General features: G+C 44.4%; 26 protein-coding genes. 4 read left to right on the top strand and 22 right to left on the bottom strand.

Going from position 1 to position 26,193, the window contains the following annotated elements; all coding sequences use genetic code 11:
- Window positions 1-64: 64 nt before the first annotated feature.
- Entirely contained in the window at window positions 65-1,255 is a 1,191-nt protein-coding gene (locus BN1067_RS08830; RefSeq protein WP_053218502.1) for an ROK family transcriptional regulator, read from the top strand.
- Window positions 1,256-1,438: 183 nt separating this feature from the next.
- Here the strand turns inward: BN1067_RS08830 and BN1067_RS08825 are convergent, their stop codons facing one another.
- The 8 genes from BN1067_RS08825 to gntK all read right to left on the bottom strand — a co-directional run bounded on the left by BN1067_RS08825 (window position 1,439) and on the right by gntK (window position 10,502).
- Entirely contained in the window at window positions 1,439-2,566 is a 1,128-nt protein-coding gene (locus BN1067_RS08825) for a Gfo/Idh/MocA family protein (RefSeq protein WP_053218539.1), read from the bottom strand.
- A 20-nt stretch (window positions 2,567-2,586) separates the two neighbouring features.
- Window positions 2,587-3,240, bottom strand: coding sequence for a ThuA domain-containing protein (locus BN1067_RS08820; RefSeq protein WP_053218501.1), 654 nt, complete (start codon window positions 3,238-3,240; stop codon window positions 2,587-2,589).
- Between the two features lie 435 nt (window positions 3,241-3,675).
- Window positions 3,676-4,824 (bottom strand): galactonate dehydratase, encoded by a 1,149-nt coding sequence (gene dgoD, locus BN1067_RS08815; protein WP_053218500.1) that lies wholly within the window; start codon window positions 4,822-4,824, stop codon window positions 3,676-3,678.
- 16 nt (window positions 4,825-4,840) lie between these two features.
- The gene (locus tag BN1067_RS08810) at window positions 4,841-5,851 is read right to left on the bottom strand and encodes a 2-dehydro-3-deoxygalactonokinase (protein WP_053218499.1); all 1,011 of its coding nucleotides are present in this window, start codon (window positions 5,849-5,851) and stop codon (window positions 4,841-4,843) included.
- A 24-nt stretch (window positions 5,852-5,875) separates the two neighbouring features.
- A complete protein-coding gene (locus BN1067_RS08805; RefSeq protein ID WP_234400657.1) occupies window positions 5,876-6,514 on the bottom strand; it encodes a bifunctional 4-hydroxy-2-oxoglutarate aldolase/2-dehydro-3-deoxy-phosphogluconate aldolase in 639 nt (212 codons plus the stop codon).
- Window positions 6,515-6,542: 28 nt separating this feature from the next.
- Entirely contained in the window at window positions 6,543-7,439 is an 897-nt protein-coding gene (gnd, locus tag BN1067_RS08800; RefSeq protein WP_053218498.1) for a phosphogluconate dehydrogenase (NAD(+)-dependent, decarboxylating), read from the bottom strand.
- A gap of 28 nt (window positions 7,440-7,467) precedes the next feature.
- Window positions 7,468-8,817, bottom strand: coding sequence for a GntP family permease (locus BN1067_RS08795; RefSeq protein ID WP_053218497.1), 1,350 nt, complete (start codon window positions 8,815-8,817; stop codon window positions 7,468-7,470).
- A gap of 128 nt (window positions 8,818-8,945) precedes the next feature.
- The gene (gntK, locus tag BN1067_RS08790) at window positions 8,946-10,502 is read right to left on the bottom strand and encodes a gluconokinase (RefSeq protein WP_053218496.1); all 1,557 of its coding nucleotides are present in this window, start codon (window positions 10,500-10,502) and stop codon (window positions 8,946-8,948) included.
- A 245-nt stretch (window positions 10,503-10,747) separates the two neighbouring features.
- Here gntK and BN1067_RS08785 point away from each other — a divergent pair, with 245 nt between their 5' ends.
- On the top strand, window positions 10,748-11,605 hold the full coding sequence (locus BN1067_RS08785) for a MurR/RpiR family transcriptional regulator (protein ID WP_053218495.1): 858 nt from the start codon (window positions 10,748-10,750) through the stop codon (window positions 11,603-11,605).
- Between the two features lie 152 nt (window positions 11,606-11,757).
- Here BN1067_RS08785 and BN1067_RS08780 read toward each other — a convergent pair whose 3' ends face one another.
- Entirely contained in the window at window positions 11,758-12,564 is an 807-nt protein-coding gene (locus tag BN1067_RS08780) for an alpha/beta fold hydrolase (RefSeq protein WP_053218494.1), read from the bottom strand.
- A 175-nt stretch (window positions 12,565-12,739) separates the two neighbouring features.
- On the opposite strand from BN1067_RS08780, the gene BN1067_RS08775 reads away from it, so the two are divergent.
- Complete coding sequence (locus BN1067_RS08775; RefSeq protein WP_053218493.1) at window positions 12,740-13,207, top strand: nucleoside deaminase; 468 nt, start codon at window positions 12,740-12,742, stop codon at window positions 13,205-13,207.
- A gap of 45 nt (window positions 13,208-13,252) precedes the next feature.
- On the opposite strand, the gene BN1067_RS08770 is transcribed toward BN1067_RS08775, so the two are convergent.
- Both BN1067_RS08770 and gloA2 read right to left on the bottom strand, forming a co-directional pair.
- Window positions 13,253-13,705: a hypothetical protein gene (locus tag BN1067_RS08770; RefSeq protein WP_234400656.1), complete on the bottom strand. Its 453-nt coding sequence runs from the start codon at window positions 13,703-13,705 to the stop codon at window positions 13,253-13,255.
- A gap of 120 nt (window positions 13,706-13,825) precedes the next feature.
- Window positions 13,826-14,209 (bottom strand): SMU1112c/YaeR family gloxylase I-like metalloprotein, encoded by a 384-nt coding sequence (gene gloA2, locus BN1067_RS08765; RefSeq protein ID WP_053218492.1) that lies wholly within the window; start codon window positions 14,207-14,209, stop codon window positions 13,826-13,828.
- A 360-nt stretch (window positions 14,210-14,569) separates the two neighbouring features.
- Between gloA2 and BN1067_RS08760 the strand changes: the two genes are divergently transcribed.
- Window positions 14,570-15,415, top strand: coding sequence for a C40 family peptidase (locus BN1067_RS08760; protein WP_053218491.1), 846 nt, complete (start codon window positions 14,570-14,572; stop codon window positions 15,413-15,415).
- A gap of 276 nt (window positions 15,416-15,691) precedes the next feature.
- Here the strand turns inward: BN1067_RS08760 and dhaM are convergent, their stop codons facing one another.
- From dhaM to ssuE, 11 genes are all read right to left on the bottom strand, one after another.
- Window positions 15,692-16,066, bottom strand: a complete 375-nt coding sequence (dhaM, locus tag BN1067_RS08755) for a dihydroxyacetone kinase phosphoryl donor subunit DhaM (protein ID WP_053218490.1) — start codon at window positions 16,064-16,066, stop codon at window positions 15,692-15,694.
- Between the two features lie 6 nt (window positions 16,067-16,072).
- Window positions 16,073-16,693 carry a dihydroxyacetone kinase subunit DhaL gene (gene dhaL / locus BN1067_RS08750; RefSeq protein WP_053218489.1) on the bottom strand — a complete coding sequence of 207 codons (621 nt, stop codon included), beginning with the start codon at window positions 16,691-16,693 and terminating at the stop codon, window positions 16,073-16,075.
- Between the two features lie 19 nt (window positions 16,694-16,712).
- On the bottom strand, window positions 16,713-17,708 hold the full coding sequence (gene dhaK / locus BN1067_RS08745; RefSeq protein WP_053218488.1) for a dihydroxyacetone kinase subunit DhaK: 996 nt from the start codon (window positions 17,706-17,708) through the stop codon (window positions 16,713-16,715).
- A 237-nt stretch (window positions 17,709-17,945) separates the two neighbouring features.
- On the bottom strand, window positions 17,946-19,439 hold the full coding sequence (gene glpK, locus BN1067_RS08740; protein ID WP_053218487.1) for a glycerol kinase GlpK: 1,494 nt from the start codon (window positions 19,437-19,439) through the stop codon (window positions 17,946-17,948).
- A 13-nt stretch (window positions 19,440-19,452) separates the two neighbouring features.
- A complete protein-coding gene (locus tag BN1067_RS08735) occupies window positions 19,453-20,283 on the bottom strand; it encodes an MIP/aquaporin family protein (RefSeq protein WP_053218486.1) in 831 nt (276 codons plus the stop codon).
- A 263-nt stretch (window positions 20,284-20,546) separates the two neighbouring features.
- Window positions 20,547-21,386, bottom strand: coding sequence for an MIP/aquaporin family protein (locus tag BN1067_RS08730; protein ID WP_053218485.1), 840 nt, complete (start codon window positions 21,384-21,386; stop codon window positions 20,547-20,549).
- Window positions 21,387-21,490: 104 nt separating this feature from the next.
- Window positions 21,491-22,039: a glycerol-3-phosphate responsive antiterminator gene (locus tag BN1067_RS08725; RefSeq protein ID WP_053218484.1), complete on the bottom strand. Its 549-nt coding sequence runs from the start codon at window positions 22,037-22,039 to the stop codon at window positions 21,491-21,493.
- A 437-nt stretch (window positions 22,040-22,476) separates the two neighbouring features.
- Window positions 22,477-22,866 (bottom strand): hypothetical protein, encoded by a 390-nt coding sequence (locus BN1067_RS08720; protein ID WP_053218483.1) that lies wholly within the window; start codon window positions 22,864-22,866, stop codon window positions 22,477-22,479.
- Between the two features lie 22 nt (window positions 22,867-22,888).
- Complete coding sequence (locus tag BN1067_RS08715) at window positions 22,889-24,034, bottom strand: trans-sulfuration enzyme family protein (protein ID WP_053218482.1); 1,146 nt, start codon at window positions 24,032-24,034, stop codon at window positions 22,889-22,891.
- 118 nt (window positions 24,035-24,152) lie between these two features.
- Window positions 24,153-25,532 (bottom strand): LLM class flavin-dependent oxidoreductase, encoded by a 1,380-nt coding sequence (locus BN1067_RS08710; protein WP_053218481.1) that lies wholly within the window; start codon window positions 25,530-25,532, stop codon window positions 24,153-24,155.
- A 37-nt stretch (window positions 25,533-25,569) separates the two neighbouring features.
- Window positions 25,570-26,112, bottom strand: coding sequence for an NADPH-dependent FMN reductase (ssuE, locus tag BN1067_RS08705; RefSeq protein ID WP_053218480.1), 543 nt, complete (start codon window positions 26,110-26,112; stop codon window positions 25,570-25,572).
- Between the last annotated feature and the right edge of the window lie 81 nt (window positions 26,113-26,193).

The following is a 26,193-nucleotide window of genomic DNA, read 5'->3' as shown; positions in this document are numbered from 1 at the left end:
CTAAGTTTATTTTTCTTATGGAAATGTGATAAACTGAAAAGAAAAGGAAGAATGAGATGATGACATGAAAACGACAATAAATCAGACGTGGAACCAACATGTAGTAAAAAAAGGAAACAAATCGCTTGTCCTGGAAACCATCAAAGATCATTCCCCTATTTCCAGGGCTGAAACCGCTAACATCACTGGTTTGAATAAAGGAACGGTTTCCTCCTTGGTAAGTGAATTACTAGAAGAACAAATGATTTCAGAGTCAGGACCTGGAGAATCAAGCGGTGGCAGACGACCGGTAATGCTGCTGTTCAACCAGCTTGCCGGCTACTCCATCGGTATTGATATCGGTGTCAATTATCTGTTAGGAGTATTGACCGACTTGCAAGGCAATATTATTGATGAAAAACGGGAATCCTACACGGCATTAACTTATGAAGAAATCAAAGCGAAGCTGTTTGACATGATTGACTACTTGATCAACGCCGCACCGCCAAGCCCCTATGGAATCGTCGGAATCGGAGTAGGTGTTCCGGGGACTGTCAGCAATACAGGGGAAATTCTGCTCGCCCCAAATTTAGGGTGGAAAAATATTCATTTGCAGGCAGTACTCGAAAGGAAGTATCAGGTACCGGTTGTGATTGAAAATGAAGCCAATGCTGGTGCCTATGGAGAGAAGAAATTCGGAGCAGGAAAAGATTTAGAGGACATCATTTATATCAGTGCAGGGATCGGGATAGGTGTCGGATTAATCCTGAATGGTTCTCTCTATAAAGGGAACAACGGTTTTTCCGGTGAACTCGGTCATATGACCATTGAAGTCGATGGTAAAGAATGCCGTTGCGGGAATAAAGGCTGCTGGGAGCTTTACGCCTCCGAGCAGGCACTGCTAAGGAATGCTGCTAAACTAACAGATGGAACGGAACAGCCCTCCCTTGAAAATCTTTCCGAGATGGCTGATGATGGCGAAGAACAGGTGATCAGACTTTTTGAACAGATTGGCGATTATTTAGGTGTCGGATTAAACAACATTATCAATATTTTCAATCCGCAACAGGTTATTATCGGCAACCGGATGGCTTCGGCAAAAAAATGGCTGCGCGACCCGTTGATCAACAGAATGGTCAACCAAACGCTCTGGTTTCAACAAAAGGACTTACAAATTCAATTTTCCGAGTTGTCCACCCATTCTGCTGCACTTGGAGTCGCAGCTTTCTCTGTCGAAAACTTTTTCAAGGTGGATTTGCAAAGTAAAGGTGCTTAAATCGTTAACAAAAGCAGTGCAACGGCCTAAACGGAATCCGTTGTACTGCTTTTTCATTTTCTGTTTCCTATAGAAGAAAAAGGATAATCGCCTGGACGAAAGCTACAAATCATGTAGAACCCTTGCAGATCAGGCTTGTCCACCACAATCGTCAAAGAAATGTCCGGGTTCTTCCTTATTTTATCATCTACCGCCTTCTCTAGTCATAACCGCATCAAAATTTTGCTTTGAAATACCCGTCGGGAGTACATCCGGCTGATCACAGCTGCTAGTCATATAAATGTGCTGATCCTTTTTGGATGACTCAAGAAAACCATGCATTACTTCCAGAACGTGATAGGAAAGTCTGCTATTTGCTTGCGGTTCTTTCCCCGTCAGAATAGCATGAGCCATTTCTGCCACACCAATTCCCCTGCTGTTTTCTGTAAACCCATGGCTCAGTGGCACTTCTGTCCACTCGCTGTGATCATGACGCCGAAGATAAACAGGACCACCAAACGTATTGGGATCTGGAACAACTATGCTCCCCTCCGTGCCATAAATTTCGATATGAGGCAGCTGATGGTGCCAGGTGTCGAAACTAGTAATGATTGACGCAACTGCTCCATTGCAAAAATCCATCACCCCGTTTATCTGGGTAGGCGTTTCTACTTTAATTTTTTCGCCATATCTCGGCTGACTTGTAATCGTCCTTTCCGGATAAGTTATATTGACCGATCCCGTCACCCTCTTAACCGGACCTAATAGGAAAGCTAATGCTGTCAGATAATATGGGCCCATATCGAACATCGGACCCCCGCCCTCCTGATAATAAAAAGCCGGATCTGGGTGCCATCGTTCGTGTCCAGGTACCATCATAAACGCAGAAGCAGAAACGGGTTTGCCAATCCAGCCGTCGTCAAGCAGCTTGCGACAAGTCTGCAGGCCCCCTCCCAGAAACGTATCAGGTGCATTGCCAACATACAGTCCTTTTTGTCTGGCTGTTTCCAAGATTGCCTTGCCGTCTTCTTTTTTGACGGCAAACGGCTTTTCTCCGTAGACATGCTTTCCAGCCTGCAGGCCCTTTTGTGCCACTTCGGCATGAACAGCTGGAATCGTCAGATTGATGACAATGTCTATGGAAGGATCCGATAGGAGTTCCTCCGGTGTATAGGCATGTGGAATATGATACTCCTCCGCCCTCGCCTTCGCTCGCTCGATATCCAAGTCGGCACAAGCAGTCACTTCCACTACATCAAACATTCTCAAATTCTCAAAATAAATACTACTGATGTTGCCACAGCCAATGATTCCAGCTGACAATTTTTCCATCCGAATCACTTTCCCTTCCCCTATTGTCTAGCAGACCAGTTAAACCCGTTTCGCATGAGTGTCATCACTTCCGGCATCCGGACAATTTCTGCTACATGTCCTAAAGAACAGTAGTATACCCTTCCACTTCCCCACATCTTCGTCCATACAACCGGTATGTCTACTTCTCCATTACTTAAGTGTGGGCCATCTGCCACCGGAAATGTAGTGACTGCATGGACATTAACCGCCGGGTCTATATGCATGTAATACTGTTCCGAAACGACAGTAAAATCCTCCATTCCCTTCGTCAGCGGATTGTTTTTATCCTTGATATGGACGCTATACTTTACTCCATCATTGCCAGGATGGGCAACCCATTGACCACCGACCATGAATTGGTAATCTGTCGCCATTCGGAAAGAGTCGCCCATCCCGCCATGCAGACCCGCAAGCCCTGTCCCTGATGCTACAGCTTCCATCAGAGGGGTTAGCTGGTCATTTGTAATTTCTCCTTGCGTCCAATTCGGAACGATCAAATCATAGCGACTTAAGTCGTCCTCTTCCAATGTAGTCAATGTGTCAGACACCTTTACGTCAAAGTTTTCTTCCTTCAGTATATCCGCTAGTATTCGGGCAACCTCTGCAGGTTCGTGACCTTCCCATCCGCCTTGAAAAATCAGCGCTTTTTTCATATGCTATCTCCTCTCTTCCAACAATAAAAAACACACCGGATCCACTTCAATACAGTAGGTTGGATTTCATGGTGTGCTTGTCTGCTAGTCTATTTCGCTTTGTTAGGTTTTTTCTTTATCGTGCATAAAGCCAGTAACTTCCCGAAATTCCCTTTTAATAGATTAATTTAAAGCCAAGTTACCTCCCTTTACAGAAACCGCTTACAAAAATAAGAGTGATCTTTGTTTGTCGAGTGAACTAACTACTTATATCTTACCAACTTTTCTTTCTATTTAGCAACCATTTTCCTTTTTATGACGTTCTCTGCCCATCAAAGAAAATAAAATCTACCACGTGTCTTGCATTATCCATTTCTAATCTATGGATACAAAAAACTCACTGCAGCAAACATTGCTGCAGTGAGACTATCCTCCTGAATGTTCAGGTCAAGTATGTTACCATTCGGCAAGGCTGCCATCCTTATGGCGCCAAACAGGGTTACGCCAGTTGTGGCTTTCTTCAGCCCGCTGACGCACATAATCTTCATCGACTTCGATGCCGAGACCGGGACCGTCCGGTATAGCGACATAGCCATCTTCATAAGCAAACACACTACGGTCCTTGATATAATCCAGAATATCATTCTCTTTATTATAATGAATGCCAAGACTTTGCTCCTGAATGAAAGCATTATGGGAGGTTGCATCGACTTGGAGACATGCTGCCAGGGCGATTGGGCCTAGCGGGCAATGCGGGGCCAGTGCGACATCATATGCTTCTGCCATCGAGGCAATTTTTTTGCATTCGGTTATACCTCCTGCATGCGATAAATCAGGCTGGATAATATCAACATAGCCAGCGGCCAATAAATTTTTAAAGTCCCAGCGGGAGAACATTCGCTCACCTGTTGCAATCGGAATGTGGGTAGCCCGGGCAATTTCCTTGAATGCTTCTTCATTTTCCGACAGGACTGGTTCTTCAAGGAACATCGGACGATAGGTTTCCAACTCTTTGGCCAAAATCTTCGCCATGGGTTTATGTACCCTGCCGTGAAAATCGATTCCGATGCCGACTCCGTTTCCCACTGCCTCTCTTACTGCAGCCACCCGTTCGACAGCTTCATCAATTTTTTCATAGGAATCGATGTATTGTAATTCTTCCGTCCCATTCATTTTCACAGCGGTGAATCCTGTATCGATTGCCTGTTTGGCAGCTGTTCCCACATCAGAGGGCCGGTCGCCGCCAATCCAGGAATATACCTTGATGGTATCCCGGCAGCGCCCTCCCATTAGCTGGTGAACCGGGGCGTTGTGATATTTTCCTTTTATATCCCATAACGCCTGGTCGATGCCTGCGATGGCACTCATCAAAATCGGACCTCCGCGATAAAAACCAGCCCGGTACATCACGTTCCAATGGTCTTCAATCTGCAGTGGATCTTTTCCGACTAAGTATTCCATCAATTCCTCTACTGCCGCTTTTACGGAGTGTGCTCTTCCTTCGATCACAGGTTCTCCCCATCCAACGATGCCTTCATCTGTGCTGATTTTCAAAAACAGCCAGCGTGGCGGCACTTGAAACAATTCAAAATCTGTTATCTTCATCATGATTCCTCCTCTATTAATCAGACAACGAAAATTTTATAGAACCGATTTCCCTGGCACCTGCGACAGGCGAATGATCCACCTGTTCATCCGTTGCTTCTATGACATTCCAGCTTGAAAAATGGGCAGTAAGCAGCTGGTAAAATGCTGTCCGCAGCGGATTAGAACCGCCGACTATCACCCAGTCGAGCTCGAAATCTTCTTGATCAACAGCATGGAGGGCCTGTACATCCTCATGAAGGACTGCACCAGCCAGGTAGTTAGCACGCTGATTGCTGCTCCAGCCGGTAAATAAATCCAGCAATCGGACATGATACAAACTCCGTGTCAATCCGTAGGAAGATGCCGCCTGAAAACCTTGCTCCAATTTTTCGGCATCAACATTCTCTATTAACCGATTTTCCAGGGAACTTGAAAGGATAGTTTGCTTACTTACAGCCTCAAGCAGTTCTCCGCCTAGTGTCGACATACAAGAACGGATGGTGTTATGGTCATCAACCAACACATACTTGGTATGAGAACCAGGCAAAATCATCAGACCGTTTCCTTCCGGTTTTATCTGGTGCAGCAGGCCAAACGTTTCCACTTCCTCTCCGCGCATCACATCATATGGATTAATGGATAGCGGCCCACCAAGCCGATCATCGTTAACCCTGTTTTTCATACCGGTGATATACACTGTCGGTATCGAATAAAATTCTTTCTCCCGAACTATTTCTGACTTAGAAGCAAAATCAGCTAACGATGCCGGAGCTTCAACATGGTTAACCTCATGAAGACCCAGTCCTGAAGTGATCATACCGGAAGCAGCTATGTAGCTGATATCATCTGGTTGTAGCCGATTCTCTTCCAGCAGCTGTTTGATGGTTTCCGCCAATTTCTTCTTCAACGTTTGATTAGACCCCTCGACGGCTGAGTTTTTCACCCCGACCGCTAGCTTCCATGTATCTTGAATACTTCCATTCGATTCATCCAACAGCCTAATTCGTGAGTTGGTGGTTCCTGTGTCGATAAATATGCTATGCAAAGTGTCCCACCTCACTTTCTATTGCTAAGAATTAACCGCTTTGTCTCTTGCTTCTACCAATTTCCGGGCTGCTGTTTCGATCACGTCAAACTGCTTTTCTTTGACTAACTTAGAATTCACCAGAGAACCTCCTATACCGATGGCATCCCAGCCAGCTGTAAAAAATGCTCCCGCATTTTCTTCTGAAACGCCACCAACTGCCATTAACTCTATTTGTGGTAAAGGTCCTTTGAGATCCTTGGCAAAAGCCGGTCCGAGCGAACGGACTGGAAAAACCTTGACCATACGGGCACCAGCCTCATAAGCTGTCAACGCTTCAGTAGGCGTCATCACTCCCGGAATTACCGGTACACCATAACGGCTACCCATTATAATGGTTTCCGTATTCAAGGTAGGAGCCAGCAAAAAACTGGCCCCCGCACGGATTGCAGCGTTTGCGGAAGCAGCATCTAAAACGGTTCCCGCTCCAGCTAAAATCGGCTCCGGCATTTCATTGATTTTACGAATTGCTTCCAAAGCACCTGGCGTGTTCATCGTGACTTCGATCACTTTGATGCCGCCCTGGTAGAGACTTTTAGCTACCTCTTCGACATGGTCTGCACCTTCCAGCCTGATGATTGATACAAGCTTTTCCTGTTTTATCACATCCATTACATCATTCACTTTATTTCCTCCTCATCACCGATTTGCGTTACTTCTTTTCGACTGCATGGCCGCCGAACTCATGGCGCAATGCGGAAACAACCTTTCCGGTGAACGTATCAGTTTCCTGAGAACGATAACGCATCATCAGCGAAAGGGCGATAACCGGTGCAGCCGTTTCAAAATCCAAGGCCGATTCTACTGTCCATTTACCCTCTCCGGAAGAATTCATGACTCCGCGGATATCATCAAGTTTGGCATCCTTGGCAAAAGCGTCTTCCATCAATTCCATCAGCCAGCTTCTGATGACAGAACCGTTGTTCCATACCTTGGCAACAGCCTGATAGTCATAATCAAAAGGACTTTTTTCCAGTATCTCAAATCCTTCTCCGATGGCAGCCATCATCCCGTACTCTATCCCATTGTGGACCATCTTCAAAAAATGACCGCTTCCGCCTTTTCCTGCATACAGATATCCATTTTCGACAGCGAGCTCTTTGAATAATGGCTCAACACGTTCAAATGCTGGCTGATCTCCACCGACCATGAAACACGCCCCATTCCGGGCACCGGATACACCACCGCTCGTTCCGCAATCAAAAAAGTGAATTCCATTTTCTTTAAAACTTTCGTATTGGGCAAGCGTATCTTTATAATGGGAATTACCTGCATCGATGACGATATCATCACTGGCAAGCAAAGGCTTTAATTCATCAAGCACACTATTGGTAATATCACCCGCTGGTACCATTACCCAAATTGTCCTCGGAGTTTCCAGGCTGTTTATCAATCCAGCCAAGGAGTCGGCCCCTCGCCCGCCTTCCTGTTGAAATTTATCGACTTGTTCTTCGACCACATCATAAGCTGTGACTTCATGACCTTTTTCAAGCATGTGAGCCCCTATCTCAAAACCCATTTTTCCAAGTCCGATCAGGCCAATTTTCATGGTGTTTTCCTCCTTCATTCGATTCAGATTACACAAACAAACTAATTAACAGAGCTACTCCAAAGCCGACCAAACCGATTATGGTTTCCATCACTGTCCACGATTTCAATGTTTGCTTCTCTGTCAAACCAAAGTAACGATTGACGAGCCAGAAACCAGAATCATTAACGTGGGAAACTACTGTTGCACCTGATGCAATGGCGATAACCAATAATCCAAGCATTGGTTCACTTACATTAAAGGAATCAAGCAATGGAGAAACCAAACCTGCAGCCGTTATCATGGAAACTGTTGCAGAACCTTGTGCGATCCGGACAACCGTAGCCGTAATAAAAGCAAACACGATCAACGGCATATTAGCATCTTTCATCGCATCGGCTAAAATGTCGCCAATTCCGGATTGAATCAGCATTTCACCAAAAACACCGCCGGCACCGGTAACAAGGATGATGATACCGGCCGGTTCAAGCGCTTTTGTCGTAATTTGCTGTATCTCTTCTTTTTTGTATCCCCTTTTATAGCCAAAAATATAAAACGTCAACAGAGAGGCGACCGTTAAAGCGACAAACGGGTGACCGACAAACGTCAATATTTCCCTTAGTGTGCTATCATCCGCAAGTACCAAATCCGCTGTGGTATTCACCAAAATCAAAATCAGTGGAAGTAAAATAATAGAGACAACGCTTTTAAAACTTGGCAATTCACGATCATAGTCAACTTGTTTCATTTGTTCCATCATATATTCCGGTACGCCGACATGAATTTTGTTGGCGATATACTTACCAAACACCGGTCCGGCAAGGATCATTGCCGGCAGACCTGCAAGGGCACCAAACAGAATGACCCATCCTAAATCAGCATTCAACAGGGATGCCACGGATATCGGTCCCGGGGTTGGTGGAATAAAAGAGTGTGTTACCGCCAGCCCTGCCATCAGTGGAATACCGAAATAGAGCAATGATTTCTTTGTTTTTTGCGTTAAACTATATAAAATCGGTACAAGAATAACGAGTGCGACGTCAAGAAATACAGGTATCGATACAATAAATCCGGTTAAACCTAAAGCCCAGGAAATATTTTTTTCACCGAATTTATCCATCAATGTCAGAGCCAGTCGTTCTGCTCCCCCAGAAACACGAAGCATTTCTCCGAACATAGCACCAAGCCCGATAATGACAGCAATAAATCCAAGCGTTCCTCCCATGCCCTCTTCAATGGTAGAAATAATGTCAGCAGGCGACATGCCCACCGCCAAACCTACTAGCAAACTGACGACCAAAAGTGCGATAAACGCTTGCAGTTTCGTACGCATCACTAGAAACAACAATAATACGACTGCTAATACTGCTACAATAATTAATCCTGATGTAGATGTCATAACCATTCCCCTTTTCATGTAGTGTTGCTTCCCTTCTCCTCAAAAAAGGAAGCGTTTACGATTGCTTTCAGAAAGAATCTGTCGGGACATTCCTCTGACCCGGCAGATTCTTTGCAGTTCCTTCCCCTTTAACTACCTGCGGATTGTTCTTTGGCAAATTGACGCTGAATATCAGCCATGACGCCGAAATCATCCTGTAAATCACGAGCCAGACGAATAAACAACGGTTTCAATTTGTTATATGCGTCGCTGTTCGCCTTGATGGGCTCATGTTTCACTGTGGTTTTGACAAGATCTTTGATATCCGAAAGTTGTTCCACCATACCCAGCTCATACATGGTCAGCCATGCTGCCCCCATACAAGAGGATTGATGGCTTTCCGGAACCATGATTTCGGTTTCAAAAATATCTGCCATTATTTGCCGCCATAACTCCGAGCGGGCGAAACCACCATTGGCACGGAATTCCACAGGTTCAACTCCGGCTTCAATCAGGGCGATCACCACCGTGTACATTTGAAACATAACGCCTTCTAACACACTGCGGATCATTTGGTCCCTGCCATGGTCCAATGTCAATCCAAAAAATACACCTTTCGTGTCAGCATTCCAATAAGGAGCCCTCTCTCCTGTCAAGTAAGGGAAAAACAGCAGGCCATCTGATCCTGGATGAACTTTAGATGCAATTTCCGCCAGGTCATCGTAAGCATCTCTCCCCGCTTGTTTCGCCTGTTGTTTTACATCCGGAAACAGGTTGTCCCTTGCCCAACGGAAGGTAATTCCCCCATTATTGATCGGTCCCCCGATCACCCACTGATCATCTGTCAATGCATAACAGAATATCCTTCCTTTAGGGTCGACAGACGGCTTGGAAACAACCGTTCGAATAGCACCGCTAGTACCGATCGAACACGCTATAGAACCTGGCTCAATCGCTCCTACCCCCAGGTTTGCCAATACACCGTCACTGGCACCGATTACAAACGGGATGTCCACTGGAAGTCCAAATTCTTTCGCAAGGTCCGCATCCATGCCGCTGACTTGATGTGTTGTCGGAACCGGGTCAGAAAGCTGATTTTTGCTTATTCCAGTCAGTTCAAGTGACTTCTCGTCCCAATCGAGCTGCTCCAAATTAAACAAGCCAGTTGCAGAAGCAATCGAATAATCGACAATGTAACGGTTAAACAGTCGGTAAAAAACAAATTCTTTAATGGAAATCCATTTTGAAGCCCTTTCAAAAATATCCTTGTCATGTTTCTGGAACCAAAGCAATTTGGTCAGTGGCGACATCGGATGGATCGGAGTGCCTGTCCGCAAATAAATCGCATGTCCCTCTCCCTTTTTCAATGCCTCGGACTCTTCTACTGAACGCTGGTCTGCCCAAGTCAGCGAGCCTGTCAGCGGTTTGCCCTCATCGTCCATTGCTATCAGACTATGCATCGCTGCACTGAAGCCGACCCCTGCCGGAATTCCGCCCTTTTCGTCAACCGCTTTCAAAACTCGTTTTAAAGCAGCCTTCAACGCCTGGAAAATTTCCTCCGGGTCTTGTTCTTTCCAACCAGGATGCGGGGTGTACAGAGGATATTCCTGTTCCTCTTCCGCCCAGGTATTTCCTGTTTTATCATAGGCGAGGATTTTTGTACTCGTTGTCCCGATATCTATGGCTATGACTACTTGCTCACTCATCGGATTCCCTCCATTCTTACAAAAACTTTCAACCTTTAGAGCGCTTTCAATTTGTTGTTATGTTTCCTATCTCCCTGAACAAGCATCGGTGTGTTCAAGAAAATATTTTTCTCGGTTACCAATTATACATGAAATATTTTTCCTATCAAGCCGTTGAAAGAAAATTTTTTTCGGATTTTTTGCTTTATTATTAAAAAAAATTCCTTTAATATAAAATAAAAGAAAATGAACAGGGGGAAACGGCCGTGGCTAAAACCCAAAATGTAAGCGTAACCAGAAGAATCCGATCGATCTACCAGCAGTTCAGTGATAAAGAAAAACAAATCGCAGACTATATACTAAAGCATCCTGCCGGCATCATCCACTCGACCATCAATCAGGTGTCGGATGATTTGAATGTAGCTGATGCAACCGTTTTCCGATTCTGTAAGCGGCTTGGGTTCAAGGGATATCAGGCTTTGAAAATCGCCCTCGCTTCTGAAATCGTCAACCCGATAAAAGATATTCATGAAACCATTAATGTCGAGGACTCCGCATTGGAAATCGTCCAAAAGGTCTTTCAATCGAATATTAATGCATTGGAATATACAAGGGAAATTCAGGAGTCAGTCGATTTTCAAAAAGCGGTACAACTGCTCGTCCAATCGAACCAAGTCCATTTTTACGGAAATGGCGGATCCGGAATTGTCGCAATGGACGGGCAGCATAAATTTATGAGGACGGGTCTTCCAAGCTATGCACATACGGATACTCACATGCAACTGATGGCGGTGTCCCAGTTGACCATGCACGACACCGCTGTCTTCATCTCGCATACAGGTACCAATAAAGATTTACTCGAAGTAGCCGAATTGGCTAAAGAAAGCGGGGTACAGACCATCGGAATTACCAATTATGCAAAGTCTCCATTAAATAAATTGGTCGACGTCTGCCTCTATACTGCTTCACAAGAAACCGAATTTCGTTCAGAAGCTTTATCATCGCGAATCGCTGAATTATCTTTAATTGACGCTTTGTATGTCAATTACAGTATCCAAAAAGCGGATCAATCAAAACAGGCGCTTACTCATATCCGTAATGCCATTTCCCGAAAACGTATGTGATCAGAAAAACCAGGAAACATTAAATGACTCGTTAGGAAAAGCGCTTTCCGTACAGATTGGACGGAGTGTACCATTCGTTCCAGCCGTACTACTCTGAAGATTCCATGAAAAAGGAATGCCGACACGTAAGCGGCATTCCTTTTAGCAATTTTTTAATTCAACGATTGAAAAAATGTATCAAGTTCCCGGTTAAAAGTGTCCGTTTCTTCTAAAAACAAGCAATGGCTGCTATTTTCAAAGGCAATCAGCTTTGAACCAGGAATTCTTCGCTGGATATATTCACCTGCTGCCACCGGAAAAAAGGTGTCATCTCGTCCAAAACAAATAAGCGTTGGCACGGTAACATTCGATAGTGTCTCCCGGTAATCGACCGCCGTTTGGTTAAATACGATGGTACTCGCAATCGCCGCAGGCAGCTTCATCATCTCTTCCAGGATCCATTGGTGCTGAACAGGATCTGGTTTTTCCTTAAACATTCCATAAATGAACTCACTGTTAAAGGAACGCTGGTCCTCCTGTATTGCCTGCATGACCCCTTTAATTGCTTCAAAATGAAAAGCTCCATATTCCCAGCCATCCCAAAGGTAGTCAGAAGGAGACTGATCAACGATAGTAACCGCTTTGATATGTTCATCGCCGAATTGATTGAAATAATCCCAGATGACGAATGCCCCCATGGACCAGCCGACAAGGATGACATCATCGAGGCCGAGTTTTTCAATGAACATTTTTAAGTCCTTGGCATAATTCGCGACAGTATGGCCATAAGGTACCTTGCTGGATTGACCATGACCCCGCAAATCAAATGTGATCGTTCGATACTTTTCTTTAAAAAAATCAAATTGCCTCTCAAAAAATCTGCTGCTCATCATCACACCGTGAACAAAAATAACAGCCTGGCCTTCCCCCTGGTCCTGATAATACAAATTTGTTTCTTCATCTACCTTGATATAAGGCATACCAACTCCCCTTTTCTGCTTATTAATTATTCGCATATGTTACGGACCTTCTATAAACAACACCTCGACCAATGGCCTTTCTGACTGTTTCTATGTAAAATGGTATGTATCATGTTTGACCTATCATGAAGACATACATAACATTTCAAGTTGACATAAAAATCGGAGGCATAAGATGAATACAACCTATATGAATCAAACGGTTCAAATGGCCATCGACAATGTTAAAAAGAATGGAGGACCATTCGGAGCAATCGTCGTAGATCATAATGGCAAGATTATCGGAAAAGGTGCCAATGTAGTAACCAAAACCAACGACCCTACCGCACATGCTGAGATACAAGCGATACGCCAGGCTTGTCAGGCTAAGGAAAGCTTTCAATTGTCTGATTGCGTATTATATACTAGCTGTGAACCTTGCCCAATGTGTTTCGGGGCTATTTACTGGGCTAAGCTCCAAAAGGTTTACTATGCTGCCGACCAGACAATGGCGGCTGCTGGAGGTTTTGATGATGCTTATATATATGAAGAAATGCAAAAACCTTCTCATGAGAGGCAGCTGCCTTTTCAAGAGATCCCCTTAGAGGGAAGAAACCGGCCGTTTGAAGAGTGGAAAAAACATCCGGACAAGACAGAATATTGACGAAACCGCGCTTTCCTGCCCGAATCCGTCTAAAGCACGCATTGATTATTTTCGGTAATTCCATAGAACCTTCCATTCTCCATCATCTTTTGCGGCATAAACATCCTGCACAATACTGAAATTCCCATATTTTCCTTTGTATTTTTGTGTGACGGTCACTTTGTACACAACACCAAGCGGTTCTGCATCCTTTTCGATTTGCCATTGCTTCATTTTATCTGTTTTTCCTAAAGAGTAAGTAAATGTTTCAACACCAAAATGATTTATAAACACATGGGCACGATCCTGTAAGTAGGCTCCTTTTTCAAATTTCTCCTTCATCAATGGATGGAACAAGTCATAAGACTGTGCAAACATCCCCTGTTGTTCGTAGCTGTAAAAGCTATCCACGACAGCCTTTGCTTGCCGATTCGGCGAAAAATACACCATTCCAGTTATACAAACGATTAAAATAATGACAAGCCCCAGTATGATCAGCGGGTTTATTCCTCTGCGCACTGAAACCCCTTCTCCCTTGAACAACCATATAGAGCATAATTATTCTTGGTCGGCAGCAATTATGACAGGAAACAGAGACTGATTCCCTTTGTACTGAAAAGAGTATCATGCACTGTCCCATTATTTTTCATAGATTTCGATGGGAAGTCCATCCGGATCGGTGAAGAAGGTAAATCTTTTACCAGTTGTCGGGTCTGTACGAGCTTTTTCCAATTCGATTCCCTTTGCAAGCAGTTCATCGATCGTCCGTTCAAAACATTCCACTTCAAATGCCAAATGCCGCAAACCACAAGCTTCAGGGTAATTGGGCCTTTCAGGTGCATCGGAAAAGCCAAATAGTTCGATTACATACTCTCCGTTCAGCGACAAATCCAACTTATAGGTACCCCGCTCCGATTGATAGGTTTCCCTGATAATCTGCAATCCCAGCTTCTCCGTATAGAATTGCTTGGACCGCTTATAGTCTGAACAAATGATGGCGGTATGATGAATCCGATTAAACATTTCCTTTCCTCCCCGATAGATAATTGGATGTCTATTTCTTGGTCCAATTCTATCAAAAAAGGGGAAATTAGGTTACAAACAGATTAAAGAGATATCACGGGCTGCGGCTTCAACCCGTGATAACCCTTGAATTTTCAGGATTTGGTAACACTATCTATTATTTCCTTATTTAACAGCTAGATTAAGATCCTTTACAAATCTATTACAACCCTTCTCAACTGGTAAATCCATGCTATACTGTATCCAGTTCTCCAAAAGAGAGAAAAAATAGTAACCACGTAACTTTGCTTTGTGACTCTTTATTTCTTTTGCAAATAGCAGATAGAAATTTATCTTAAACATTTTCAGGGAGTGGAAGAATTGAGAAAGTCTAATAAAACATTATTTTCTGTAGCGGCAACTGTGGTTTTGGCATCAGCATTTACAACAAGCGTAGAAGCTTCTTCCTATAAAGTACAAAGCGGGGACACACTGTGGAGCATTTCGCAAAAATATAACACGACTGTACAAAATTTACAATCTATTAATAATATATCCGGCAATATCATCTACCCGGACCAAGTAATCGAAACTGGTGATGGCCAAACTAGCAATTCCAGTACTCCATCGTCCAGCGTATCCACGTATAAAGTAAAATCAGGTGATACGTTATGGGCGATTGGTAAGAATCACGGTGTATCGGTAAGCAATTTGAAAAGCTGGAACAACCTTTCTTCTGATTTGATTGTTACCGGACAAACGTTGAAAGTGAGCGGATCCAGCTCCAGTCAATCGACATCAACCACAAGTGAAAAAGTCAGCGCAAAAGAAACGAAAGTAAAGTCGGCCAGCGTTTCAACTAGTGGCAACAACGGTTCTGCCATTGTCAATGAAGCCAAAAAGCATATTGGCACTCCTTATGTATGGGGCGGCGCGTCTCCTAGCGGATTTGACTGCAGCGGATTTATCTATTATGTAAGCAAGCAAGCTGGTAACAGCTTCGGTCGTACGTCTGCGGCTAACTTATATAATCAATCCACAAAGGTGAGCAATCCACAACCTGGCGATTTAGTCTTCTTTGAAGGTACGTACAAGCCTGGCATTTCCCATGTTGGTTTCTATGCCGGTAACAATCAGTTCGTACATGCCAGCTCAAGCGGCGTACAAATCACCAGCATCAGCAATCCTTACTGGAACAGCCACTTTGCTGGATACGGACGTATGTAATTGGTTAAAACAGATCGGAATCTTCCGGTCTGTTTTTTATTTTCCTCGCGGTCATTCTTGTTCGAAAAAAGCAGGTTACAACACTTATTCCCCTCTTCCCATAACCTAAACACCTTTTTTAAAAAATTTTTTTGAAAAGTTCTTGCTCCTGGGATTCTCCTTCCTGACTTTATTTTCTGGTACATAAAAACACCCTGCGCAATAGACTTTACTTGTGTGTCTACTACACAGGGTGCCGATTAAAAGGTGACGCACGTTTCTCAACCTTAGAAAAGCCTATCCAAAGTTTTTCTTTAGTGTCTCGGTTATTTCCGCCAGCGATTTGCCCATTCCCGATTCAACAGCTGCCACATACGCCCCTTCTACAATTGGGATATCGGCAATTTCAATTTGCTCGTATTCGGACATTTCCACTGCCATTTCCGCATTCATTTTCGCACTGCCTATATCGAAAATAAGCAGTACACCTTTTGATGTTTTCGCATTTTCAATGGCAGACTGGATTTTCTCGATGCTTGTGCCGATTTCCCCTTGGTCCGTGCCTCCTGCCAATTCTATCGGAACCTCGGTATTCACCTGGCGGATAATGTCCCGGACTCCTTCCACAATTTTGGGACTGTGGGAGATTAATACAATACCTACTTGATCCATTGATTATTACGCTCCTTTATTGATTACCTCTGCCAACGCTGAAAATAAATAGTAAGAGGAAACCGATCCGGGATCCAAGTGCCCTACTGAACGTTCCCCTAAATAGGCAGCCCTTCCTTTTTTAGCTGACATATCTTTTGTCGTTTCCATAGCCTTTTTTGCCTCTGTTTCGATATCATCCCCGGAAAAATCAGCCTGCGCCTGCAGGAACTCTGACATTGGCTGCCAGACATCGACCATCGTTTTCTCGCCCTTCTCCGCTTTTCCTCTTTGCTTCAATCCTTCTGCTGCAGCAGTTATTCCTTCTGCAAAGCCTTTAAAATCGGCATTATCCTGTCCCTTTAAGTTCGTAGATAACTTTAGAAACGCAGTACCGAACAATGGGCCGGAAGCACCTCCGACTTTGGACATCAACGTCATGGCCGTATCCTTCAACACGTCCCCGACATTGGTATATTCAGTGGATTCCAGCTTTTTTTCTACCTCCTGAAATCCCCGGGCCATGTTGATGCCGTGGTCCCCATCGCCAATTGCCTGATCAAGCGAAGTCAAATAACCCTTGTTTTCCTGAAACGTTTGATTAGCATGTAAAAGCCATTGTTTTATATCCTGCGGTTGTAGCTCCATCCTTCATTCTCCTTCCTGTTTACATCTTGAATGCCGGTGCTTGTGAAGGAGCGTCCAGTAACTCCTTCAACTCGTCATCCAGCTTTAACAAGGTTACCGAGCATCCTGCCATTTCCAAAGAAGTCATGTATTCACCAACAAAGGTTTTATATACTTGTATGTTTTTATCTGCAAGCAATTCCTGAACCTTTGTATTCAAGATGTACAATTCCATTTCAGGAGTCGCACCAAGACCATTGATCATGACAGCAACCTCGTCCCCGTTGGCATAATCAATATCAGCCAAGATTTTATTGGTTAGTTCTTCGGCAATCTCATCTGCAGTAGTTATTGGTTTTCTCTCTATTCCAGGTTCCCCATGAATACCGATTCCAATCTCCATTTCGTTGTCTTCTAATTGAAATCCGGGTTTGCCTGCAGCTGGTACAGTACCGGAGGTGAGCGCCATTCCCATAGAGCGTACGTTGGCGACCACTTTCTCCGCCACTGCTTTTACTTCTTCCAACGTGCCGCCTGCCTCCGCTTTCGCCCCGGCAATTTTATGGACAAAAACGGTTCCGGCAATTCCTCTGCGTCCAGAGGTAAAAGAACTATCTTCCACCGCTACATCATCATTGACCACCACATGTTCGACACTGATTCCTTCAGCTTCAGCAAGCTCCGCAGCCATTTCGAAATTAAGCACGTCTCCCGTATAGTTTTTAATAACCAGGAAAACCCCCGCTCCATTGTCGACCGCTTTGATTGCTTCAAATACCTGGTCAGGAGTCGGGGAAGTGAAAACTTCACCTGAAACAGCAGCATCCAGCATTCCCTCACCGATATAGCCAGCGTGGGCTGGTTCATGTCCACTGCCTCCACCACTTACCAATCCTACTTTGTTAGCAGCAGATTTCTGTTTCCTGGCAAGCACTGTTGTCTCCGGAAGATGCTTCAAGCTATCCGGGTAGGCTGCGGCTATCCCCTTCACCATATCCTGCACTACTTGATTTGGATCATTAATAATTTTTTTCAATGTTTTCACTCCCTTAATTTTTCATCAAAAATAGCTATTAATAAACCTTCGCTATTTTTCACCGGAAATCCTTTTCTGTAAAAAGATTTCTTCGTCAATTTCCGAGTTATTTCGACATTATTTGTAAATTAAAGCGGGACCATTATGATTGAAACAAATTCAATTCGATCACCGGTCCCGCCACTGTAATGTATCAGCATCCGTCCTTCTCAATGTTGACGAAAAACGGAAAGTGGTTTATTTAAATGTTCGTGTGGCTTCAACCGCTTTCTTCCAGCCATCATAAAGCTTCTTGCTTTGCTCCTCTGGTAACGCTGGGTCAAAAGTACGTTCATTCTGCCATTGTTTGGCGATTTCCTGCTTATCCTTCCAGTAACCGACTGCCAATCCGGCCAAATAAGCTGCTCCCAAAGCCGTTGTTTCTTGCACGACAGGACGCTCTACCGGGACATTCAAAACATCACTCTGGAATTGCATCAAGAAATTATTCTTCACAGCACCACCGTCGACCCGGAGTGTGGTCATGTCGATACCGGAATCTTTGCTCATCACATCTGCTACATCCTTTGTCTGATAGGCAAGAGATTCCAATGTCGCCCGGATAAAGTGATCCTTCGTTGTACCGCGGGTCAATCCAAAGACCGCTCCTCTAGCATCGCTGTCCCAGTATGGAGTACCCAGACCAACAAAAGCAGGTACAAAGTAAACACCATCGGTCGAATCTACATTTTCGGCATAAGCTTCACTCTCCGGGGAGTCGTTGATCACTTTCAATCCATCACGCAGCCATTGAATGGCAGAGCCTGCTACAAAGATACTACCTTCCAAGGCATACTCGACTTTACCGTCAACACCCCAGGCAAGTGTAGTCAACAGACCATGTTCAGAAACTACCCCCTTTTCACCAGTATTCATTAGCATGAAACAGCCGGTTCCATAGGTGTTTTTCGCCATTCCTTCTTCAAAACATGCTTGCCCGAACAATGCCGCCTGCTGGTCACCGGCGATACCGGCGATCGGTACTTCTTCGCCAAAGAAATGGTAATCAACTGTTTTTGCATATACCTCTGAGGATTGCTTCACTTCCGGCAGCATGCTTTTCGGCACCGTCAAAATATCAAGCAGTTCTTCATCCCATTGAAGGTCATAAATATTGAACATCAGTGTTCTGGAAGCGTTCGAGTAGTCAGTAATATGGGCTTTTCCACCGGATAATTTATAGACAAGCCAGGAATCAATCGTTCCGAACAGCAAGTCGCCATTGTCAGCCTTTTCCCGGGCTCCTTCCACATTATCCAAAATCCATTTTACCTTAGTACCTGAGAAATAAGGGTCAATCAACAGGCCGGTTTTTTCGCGAAACAAATCATTATACCCTTGCTCTTTCAGCTCATTGCAAATCCCCTGTGTCTGACGGGATTGCCAGACAATCGCTTTGTAAATCGGCTTTCCAGAGTTTTTATCCCAGACAACTGCAGTTTCCCGTTGGTTAGTGATGCCGATTCCGGATATTTGAGAAGGTTCCACATCCGCCTTGCGCAAGACTTCTGATATACAAGCTAGTACTGAAGTCCAGATTTCATTTGCATCATGCTCCACCCAGCCTGGCTGAGGAAAAAATTGCTCAAACTCTTTTTGGGCAGTCTCAACAATTTCCCCCTGGTGGTTAAATAGGATTGCTCTTGAACTCGTTGTTCCTTGATCCAATGATAAAATGTACGTTTCACTCATCATTCATTCCCCCTTAAGATATTTTTTCTTCCACTTTATCAGCAGTGGTTTGCCCTTTTTTCAATTCTGCATTGGCTGCCCCGATCAAGATGACCGCCACAATAGCACTCAATACCCAGAACAATACGGAAAAATCGCTTACAAAAATTGCCCGGTAAAAAACTGCGCCGTAGATACCGCCGAAGATCGGGCCGACCACAGGTATCCAGGAGTAACCCCAGTCAGATCCGCCTTTTCCAGGAATCGGAAGCAATGCATGGGCAATCCGAGGACCAAGGTCCCTTGCAGGATTGATGGCATAACCGGTTGCACCACCCAGCGACATACCAATTGCCACAATCAAAGCACCGACAATTAATGGATTCAGCCCTTCAGTGAATTCGTTTGCACCAATAAATAGAAGACCCATTACCAATACAAATGTACCGATAATCTCGCTGACAAGGTTGGAAAATGGACTGCGAATAGCCGGATCAGTAGCGAACACGCCCAACTTTGCGCCAGTATCTTTTGTCTCTTTCCAATGCGGAAGGTAATTTAAAAATACAATAATACCGCCAATAAATGCTCCTAACATTTGTGCTGTGAGATACATCGGCACTTTAGACCAAGGAAATTCGCCGACAGATGCAAAGCCTAACGTTACCGCCGGGTTAATATGCGCTCCTGATACATTTCCGACTGCATAAACCCCCATCGCTACGGCAAGACCCCATCCAACTGTAATAACAATCCAGCCAGCGCCTTCCGCTTTTGTACTTTTCAAAACGACTCCCCCGACAACACCGCCGCCGAAAATAATTAAAATCATTGTACCAATCAGTTCTGCTAAAAATTCGGACATTTAAAGCACCCCTTTACCTTTATTAACCTAGTAAACGATGTGTTTTTCGTATGGAAAAGACCCACACTCCAATTGACGCACTTCTCCCAAGAAGTACCATTGTAGTGTGGGTCTCCGAATCTCCATCACATCGTTTAACTTGTTAACTTAACCATACACCCAGATGCAAACGCTGTCAATGACTTTTTCACTATTTTTGTAAGCATTTTCTTTGCTGCATGATAGGACTGCTTTCCCCCATCTTTATGATGACGCTGTTTTCCTCACTCATCACCTACCATTTTTTCCTCCAATTCTTCTGCAGTGGAGTGGCCGTGTTTCACCTCTTTGCTGGCAGCTGCGATCAACAGAAGAACCATGATGGCACTGATCACCCAGAATAATATAGAATAATTACCTGTAAACAATGCCCGATAAAACAAGGCACCATAAACTCCGCCTATTAGCGGGCCGACTAATGGAATCCAGGAATAGCCCCAATCAGAAGACCCCTTTCCTGGAATCGGAAGCAATGCATGGGCAATCCGCGGTCCCAGGTCACGGGCAGGGTTGATGGCGTAACCGGTCGCTCCTCCCAATGACATACCAATTGCCACAATCAACAGCCCTACAATCATCGGATTCAACCCTTCCGTAAATTCATTGGCCCCGATAAAAAGCAGTCCCATTACCAGAACAAAAGTGCCAATTATTTCACTGATAAGGTTCGAAAAGGGACTGCGAATCGCCGGATCTGTCGAAAATACCGCGAGCTTTGCGCCTGGGTCATCCGTCGCTTTCCAATGAGGTAAATAGTTACAAAAGACAATCCCTGCACCAATTATTGCCCCAATCAGCTGGGCCGAAATATACAACGGCACTTTCTCCCAAGGAAACTCGCCAATTGACGCAAAGCCAAGGGTAACGGCAGGGTTGATATGGGCTCCGGACACATTCCCTACCGCATAAACCCCCATTGCCACGCCGAGTCCCCATCCAATTGTAATGACCACCCAGCCTGCACCTTCTGATTTTGTTCCTTTCAAAACGACTCCGCCAACTACACCGTTCCCGAGAATAATCAGTATCATCGTTCCTATGATTTCAGCTAAAAACTCTGACATGAAAACGCACTCCTTCCGATTTTTTAAATCTAATTAACATAAATCGGAAACTTCAAACCTTTTACCCAGCTGCTTTTAGAGAATTGCTGATCGCTGGTAAAACTTCAGCTTAAATTCCATAAAGCAGATCGGGAAGTCGTTACCGCTCTTGCTCCACCTTCATATGCATTGGCTACATCTTCCTGACTGCGTATCAGTCCACCGGCAATTACCGGAATGCCTGTCCGTTCAAAAATTTCTCCGATTAACTTGGGAACAATCCCGGGAAGCACCTCGATATAATCCGGTTTCACTTTATTAATGATTTTAATATTACTCTCCAATGCATGGGAGTCCAGGGCAAACAAACGTTGGACAGCTAAAACATTATGTTTTTTAGCAAATGAAATAACGTTCCCTCTTGTAGTAATGATCCCGTCTGGTTTTAAATTTCGAACTAAAAATTCGATGCCCGCTTCGTCTGTTTTTAATCCTTGGATTAAATCGGCATGGACAAACACTTTTTTCTGCTTTCTTTTCGCATACTTCATTAACGAGACAAGCTGCGAAATTCTCGTTTCCAAAAAGATTACGTACGGATAATTACTTTCAAGCAGTTTTTCAAAATCTTTCATATCGCGGATTGCCGGTAAAATTCCTTGGAGTTCCGTCATTTTATTATCACCTAATTCCGTTATTTTACTGATAGTTATTCATTCTATCATACCGCCGAACTAAAGGTTAATATATCCGTTTTTCCTTCTACAAATGAAGGTTTTCCAGCTTAACCCGGCGGGAAGAGTTAAAAGGCCTTCAAGAGAAGTGTGAGGACGATGAAAAGAGTTTTGATTTCGCTGCTTCCTATCTTATATGCTTTGCTTATTTGGATTCAATCAAGTGATTTGCATGATACATTGGTAAGCTTTCTTCAGGAGGTTCTACCATGGGATTGAACGTACTGTGGGCAGCTTGACTTGGTTAAAGATATGACAGGTGTTATCGCAGCATGGTTTTTTTATGGAGAGATACCATACGCATAAACAAAAAGAGAAAAATTCCTAAAAAAAGCTGTCCTACCGCTTTTTACGTAGGACAGCTTCATGAGGAGAATTTATTTCTTTCGACGCATGAACTTTACAATAGCAAGGATAATCAAAGCAAGCACAGCATAGATAAGGAAAAACACAATAAACCCCCAAAGTCCGACTACTGCATCAGCAAACTCCATGTCCCCACCTGTCAGAGCCTGCTGTATTTCAATTGCAAAAACCAACACAATCATCATCGTGAAGGTATAGATAAAAGAAAGAATCGTAATACTCCACTTCATTTGAGCAATCAACTTAAAGAAGAAGTAGACAACAAAAAAGGCAACAATACCGATTATGCCAATGACCCAAAAATGCAGCTGTTTATCGGTCATCGTCAAACCAAAACGCTCGAACAGCGCATCATGGATGCTATTAACCATTTCAGCGAGCAGTAGAATAAATTCTTTCATATTCCCGCCTCCCATCCTGCCTTCATCTGCGCTTAGACTGCTTCAGCGCCTCGTTGAAGCCAGCAATGATATCATCTGCCGCTTCAATACCTACAGATATCCGGATCAGTCCTTCCGTAATACCCAATCTCTCCCGGGTTTCTTCAGGGAGAGCGCGGTGAGAAGTTGCCAGTGGATAAGAGACAGACGTCTCCACACCAGCCAGAGTAGGAACGATTTTAATCCAACCAAGCGATTGAAAGAAAACATCCACATCACATGTTCCGGTAATATCAATTGTCACGATTGCTCCATTTCCCAGTGGTGAAACATCTTCCGGATAATATACTTTTTCTACCGCGTCATGCTTACGCAATTCATCGGCAAGTCGTTGCGCATTGGCTACATGCCGCTCCATCCTGACACTTAGCGTCTTCAAGCCCCGGCACGTAAGCCACGCCTCAAAGGGACTTAAACTGCTCCCGAGATTGACCACTTTTTGTTTCGCCCTCTCAATCAATTCTTCATGACCGACCAGTACACCGGCTGTAATGTCGCTATGACCTCCGATATACTTGGTAGCACTGTGGACAACCAAATCTGCACCGTATTCATATGGTCGGGATAAGTAAGGAGTGGCAAACGTATTATCGATCATCAAAACAAGCTGCGCATCATTAGCCAGTACAGAGAGTGCTTGTAAATCTTCCTTACGCAGTAATGGATTCGATACCGATTCGGAGTAAATCATTTTTGTATTGCCTTTAATGTGTCCCGCGATTTCCTCTCCTTCGGCAAAATCGACAAACGAAACTTCTATGCCTAAATCCGGCAATTCATTAGCCAGCAATTGGTATGTACCTCCGTAAATGTCGGTCGCGGCAATGATGTGGTCTCCTTGTTTGGCCACGCTGAGGATTCCTGCCAATATTGCTGCTGTTCCGGAGGCAGCAGCCACACCGCTTGGAGCTCCTTCCAGCTGTGCAACAGCCGTTCCCAACTCGTCCGTATTCGGATTCCCTACTCGAGTATATAAATAGTCGTTCTTCCCTTGATAAAAGCTTTCTAACTCCTCCAGATTTTTGAACTTAAACGCTGACGTCTGGTAAATTGGCGTAGACTTGCTATTAATTTTTTTATCCTGAATGCTAGAAAGATGTACAGATTTCGTATCAAAGTGTTTGCCCATATAATTTGCTCTCCTTTTACCAACCTTCACATAATTATACCTAATCTAACGCATCACGACCGAAAAGCGCAACCATTTTTAAAAAGAAACAGGAGAGGCTTCCTCCACCTCTCCCGGATTACACTGTTTGAGTTCCCCAGCTGTATTTTTTCCCCGGATGATTTTCTGGAAGACGGGAACCTGATCCGAACAAATTATCTCGCAAACTGTCACCTTGATAACTGGTTCGTACTAATCCACGTTGCTGTAAAATCGGCACAACCAAATCTATGAAATCCTGGAATGTTCCCGGAGTAATAGCGTAGGCAATATTGAAACCATCCACGCCTGCTTCCTGGACCCATTCTTCCATTGTATCGGCTACCTGTTCAGGAGAACCGACTGTATAAGCCCCAAGACCGCCAATCCCGATAAACTCCTTAATTTCCTCCATGGTCCATTGTTTATCCGGATCAATTCTTGTAAAATTCTCGACCGCCGATTGAATCGCATTGTTTTCCACATAACGCAAGCTTTCATCAGGTGCGTATTCTGAAAGGTCGATGCCGGTCCAGCCTCCGAATAAGGCCAATGCCCCTTCATGACTGATATGGCTTTTATAATCGTTGAACTTTTCTATACCTTCCTGCTCGGTCCGGCCGACAATCGGGGTGAACATCGTCAGGATTTTGACATCTTCAGGATTACGCCCAGCCCGTTTGGTCTCTTCTCTCAGCTTTTTAACCGACTGCTTTGCCGCTTCGATAGTCGGAGCACCGATGAAGACACATTCAGCATTCCTGGCAGCAAAAGCCCTGCCTTTTTTGGAGGCACCTGCTTGATAAATCACCGGTGTCCGCTGTGGAGATGGCTCACTTAAATGGGCGCCAGGCACTTTGAAATAATGACCCTCATGGTTGATATCATGCACTTTTTCCGGGTCCGTATAAATCCCGTTTTCTTTATCGAGACGGACTGCATCCTCTTCCCAGCTGCCTTCCCAAAGCTTGTAGCAGACATCGACATATTCTGCTGCTATCTCATACCGCTCATCATGGTTCACCTGATCTTCCAGCCCCATATTAACGGCCGCGCTCTTTAAATAAGAAGTAACGATATTCCAGCCAACCCTTCCATTGGTCAAATGATCCAAAGTCGACATACGCCGGGAGAAGGTATAAGGATGTTCATGGCTTACAGACGCTGTTACACCAAATCCGAGATGCTTGGTAACCGCCGACATGAGCGGAACGACGAGAAGCGGATCATTGACAGGTGACTGGGCACCTTGCCGTACCGCCGCATCCCTTGAGTCTTGATACACATCATAGGTTCCTAGCACGTCTGCTAAAAATACCGCATCGAAATTCCCTCTTTCCAATAGCTTCGCGAGCTCAATCCAGTAATCACTATCCTTGTATTTGTGTGATTGGTCATCAGGATGTGTCCACAATCCCGGTGATTGATGTCCTGCACAATTCATATCGAATGCATTTAAGTAAATCCGCTTTTTCGTCATTTATTTCTTCCTCTCCGTTTCCATATTGATTTCTAGTTTATACCGGCTGCTTTTGCTTATTTACCGTCTGCACAAAATAATCCAATTGCTTCTCTAACCGTCGATTCAGATCCAAGTCATGAATCGGCTGCTTTATGTCCTGTTTATCGATGCAATCATTCAACAAATAAACACCCTTTAAATTCTGCGCCTTTAAAGTAGCCAGCAGCGGCTTTAAACTATATTCCACGGCCAGCAAATGGGACGGGCTGCCACCAGTCATCAGCGGCAAAACCGGCGTATCCTCAAATACATCCTGCGGCAGGATATCGAGTAAAGCCTTTAATACCCCGGAGTAAGCTGCTTTATATACAGGAGAGCCAACAATTGCTCCCTTTGCCTGCTTGATGAGTGCTCCTGCTTCCTGTACAGCCGGGCTGTCATATCTTCCTTCAAACAAATCGGCCGGCGGGAAATCTTTAACCGATAGGTGCACCGTTGAAATACCTTTTTGTTTCAATGTCGCTCCTAAAAAGTTCAAAACAGCGTCGGTTCCTGATTGAGCTGAAGGACTTCCTGACAATATAATGATTTCACTCATAATAATCTCCCTTTCTGCAAAATGGCTTTTTCTAATCGACTAAGTGGGATCCATGCCAAGAGGGATTTTTCATAAAAAAAG

Source organism: Virgibacillus senegalensis, assembly GCF_000821245.2.
GTDB classification, from domain to species: domain Bacteria; phylum Bacillota; class Bacilli; order Bacillales; family Amphibacillaceae; genus Sediminibacillus; species Sediminibacillus senegalensis.
The sequence above is the reverse complement of the archived record's forward strand: the minus strand, read 5'-3'. Positions and strand labels throughout refer to the sequence as shown.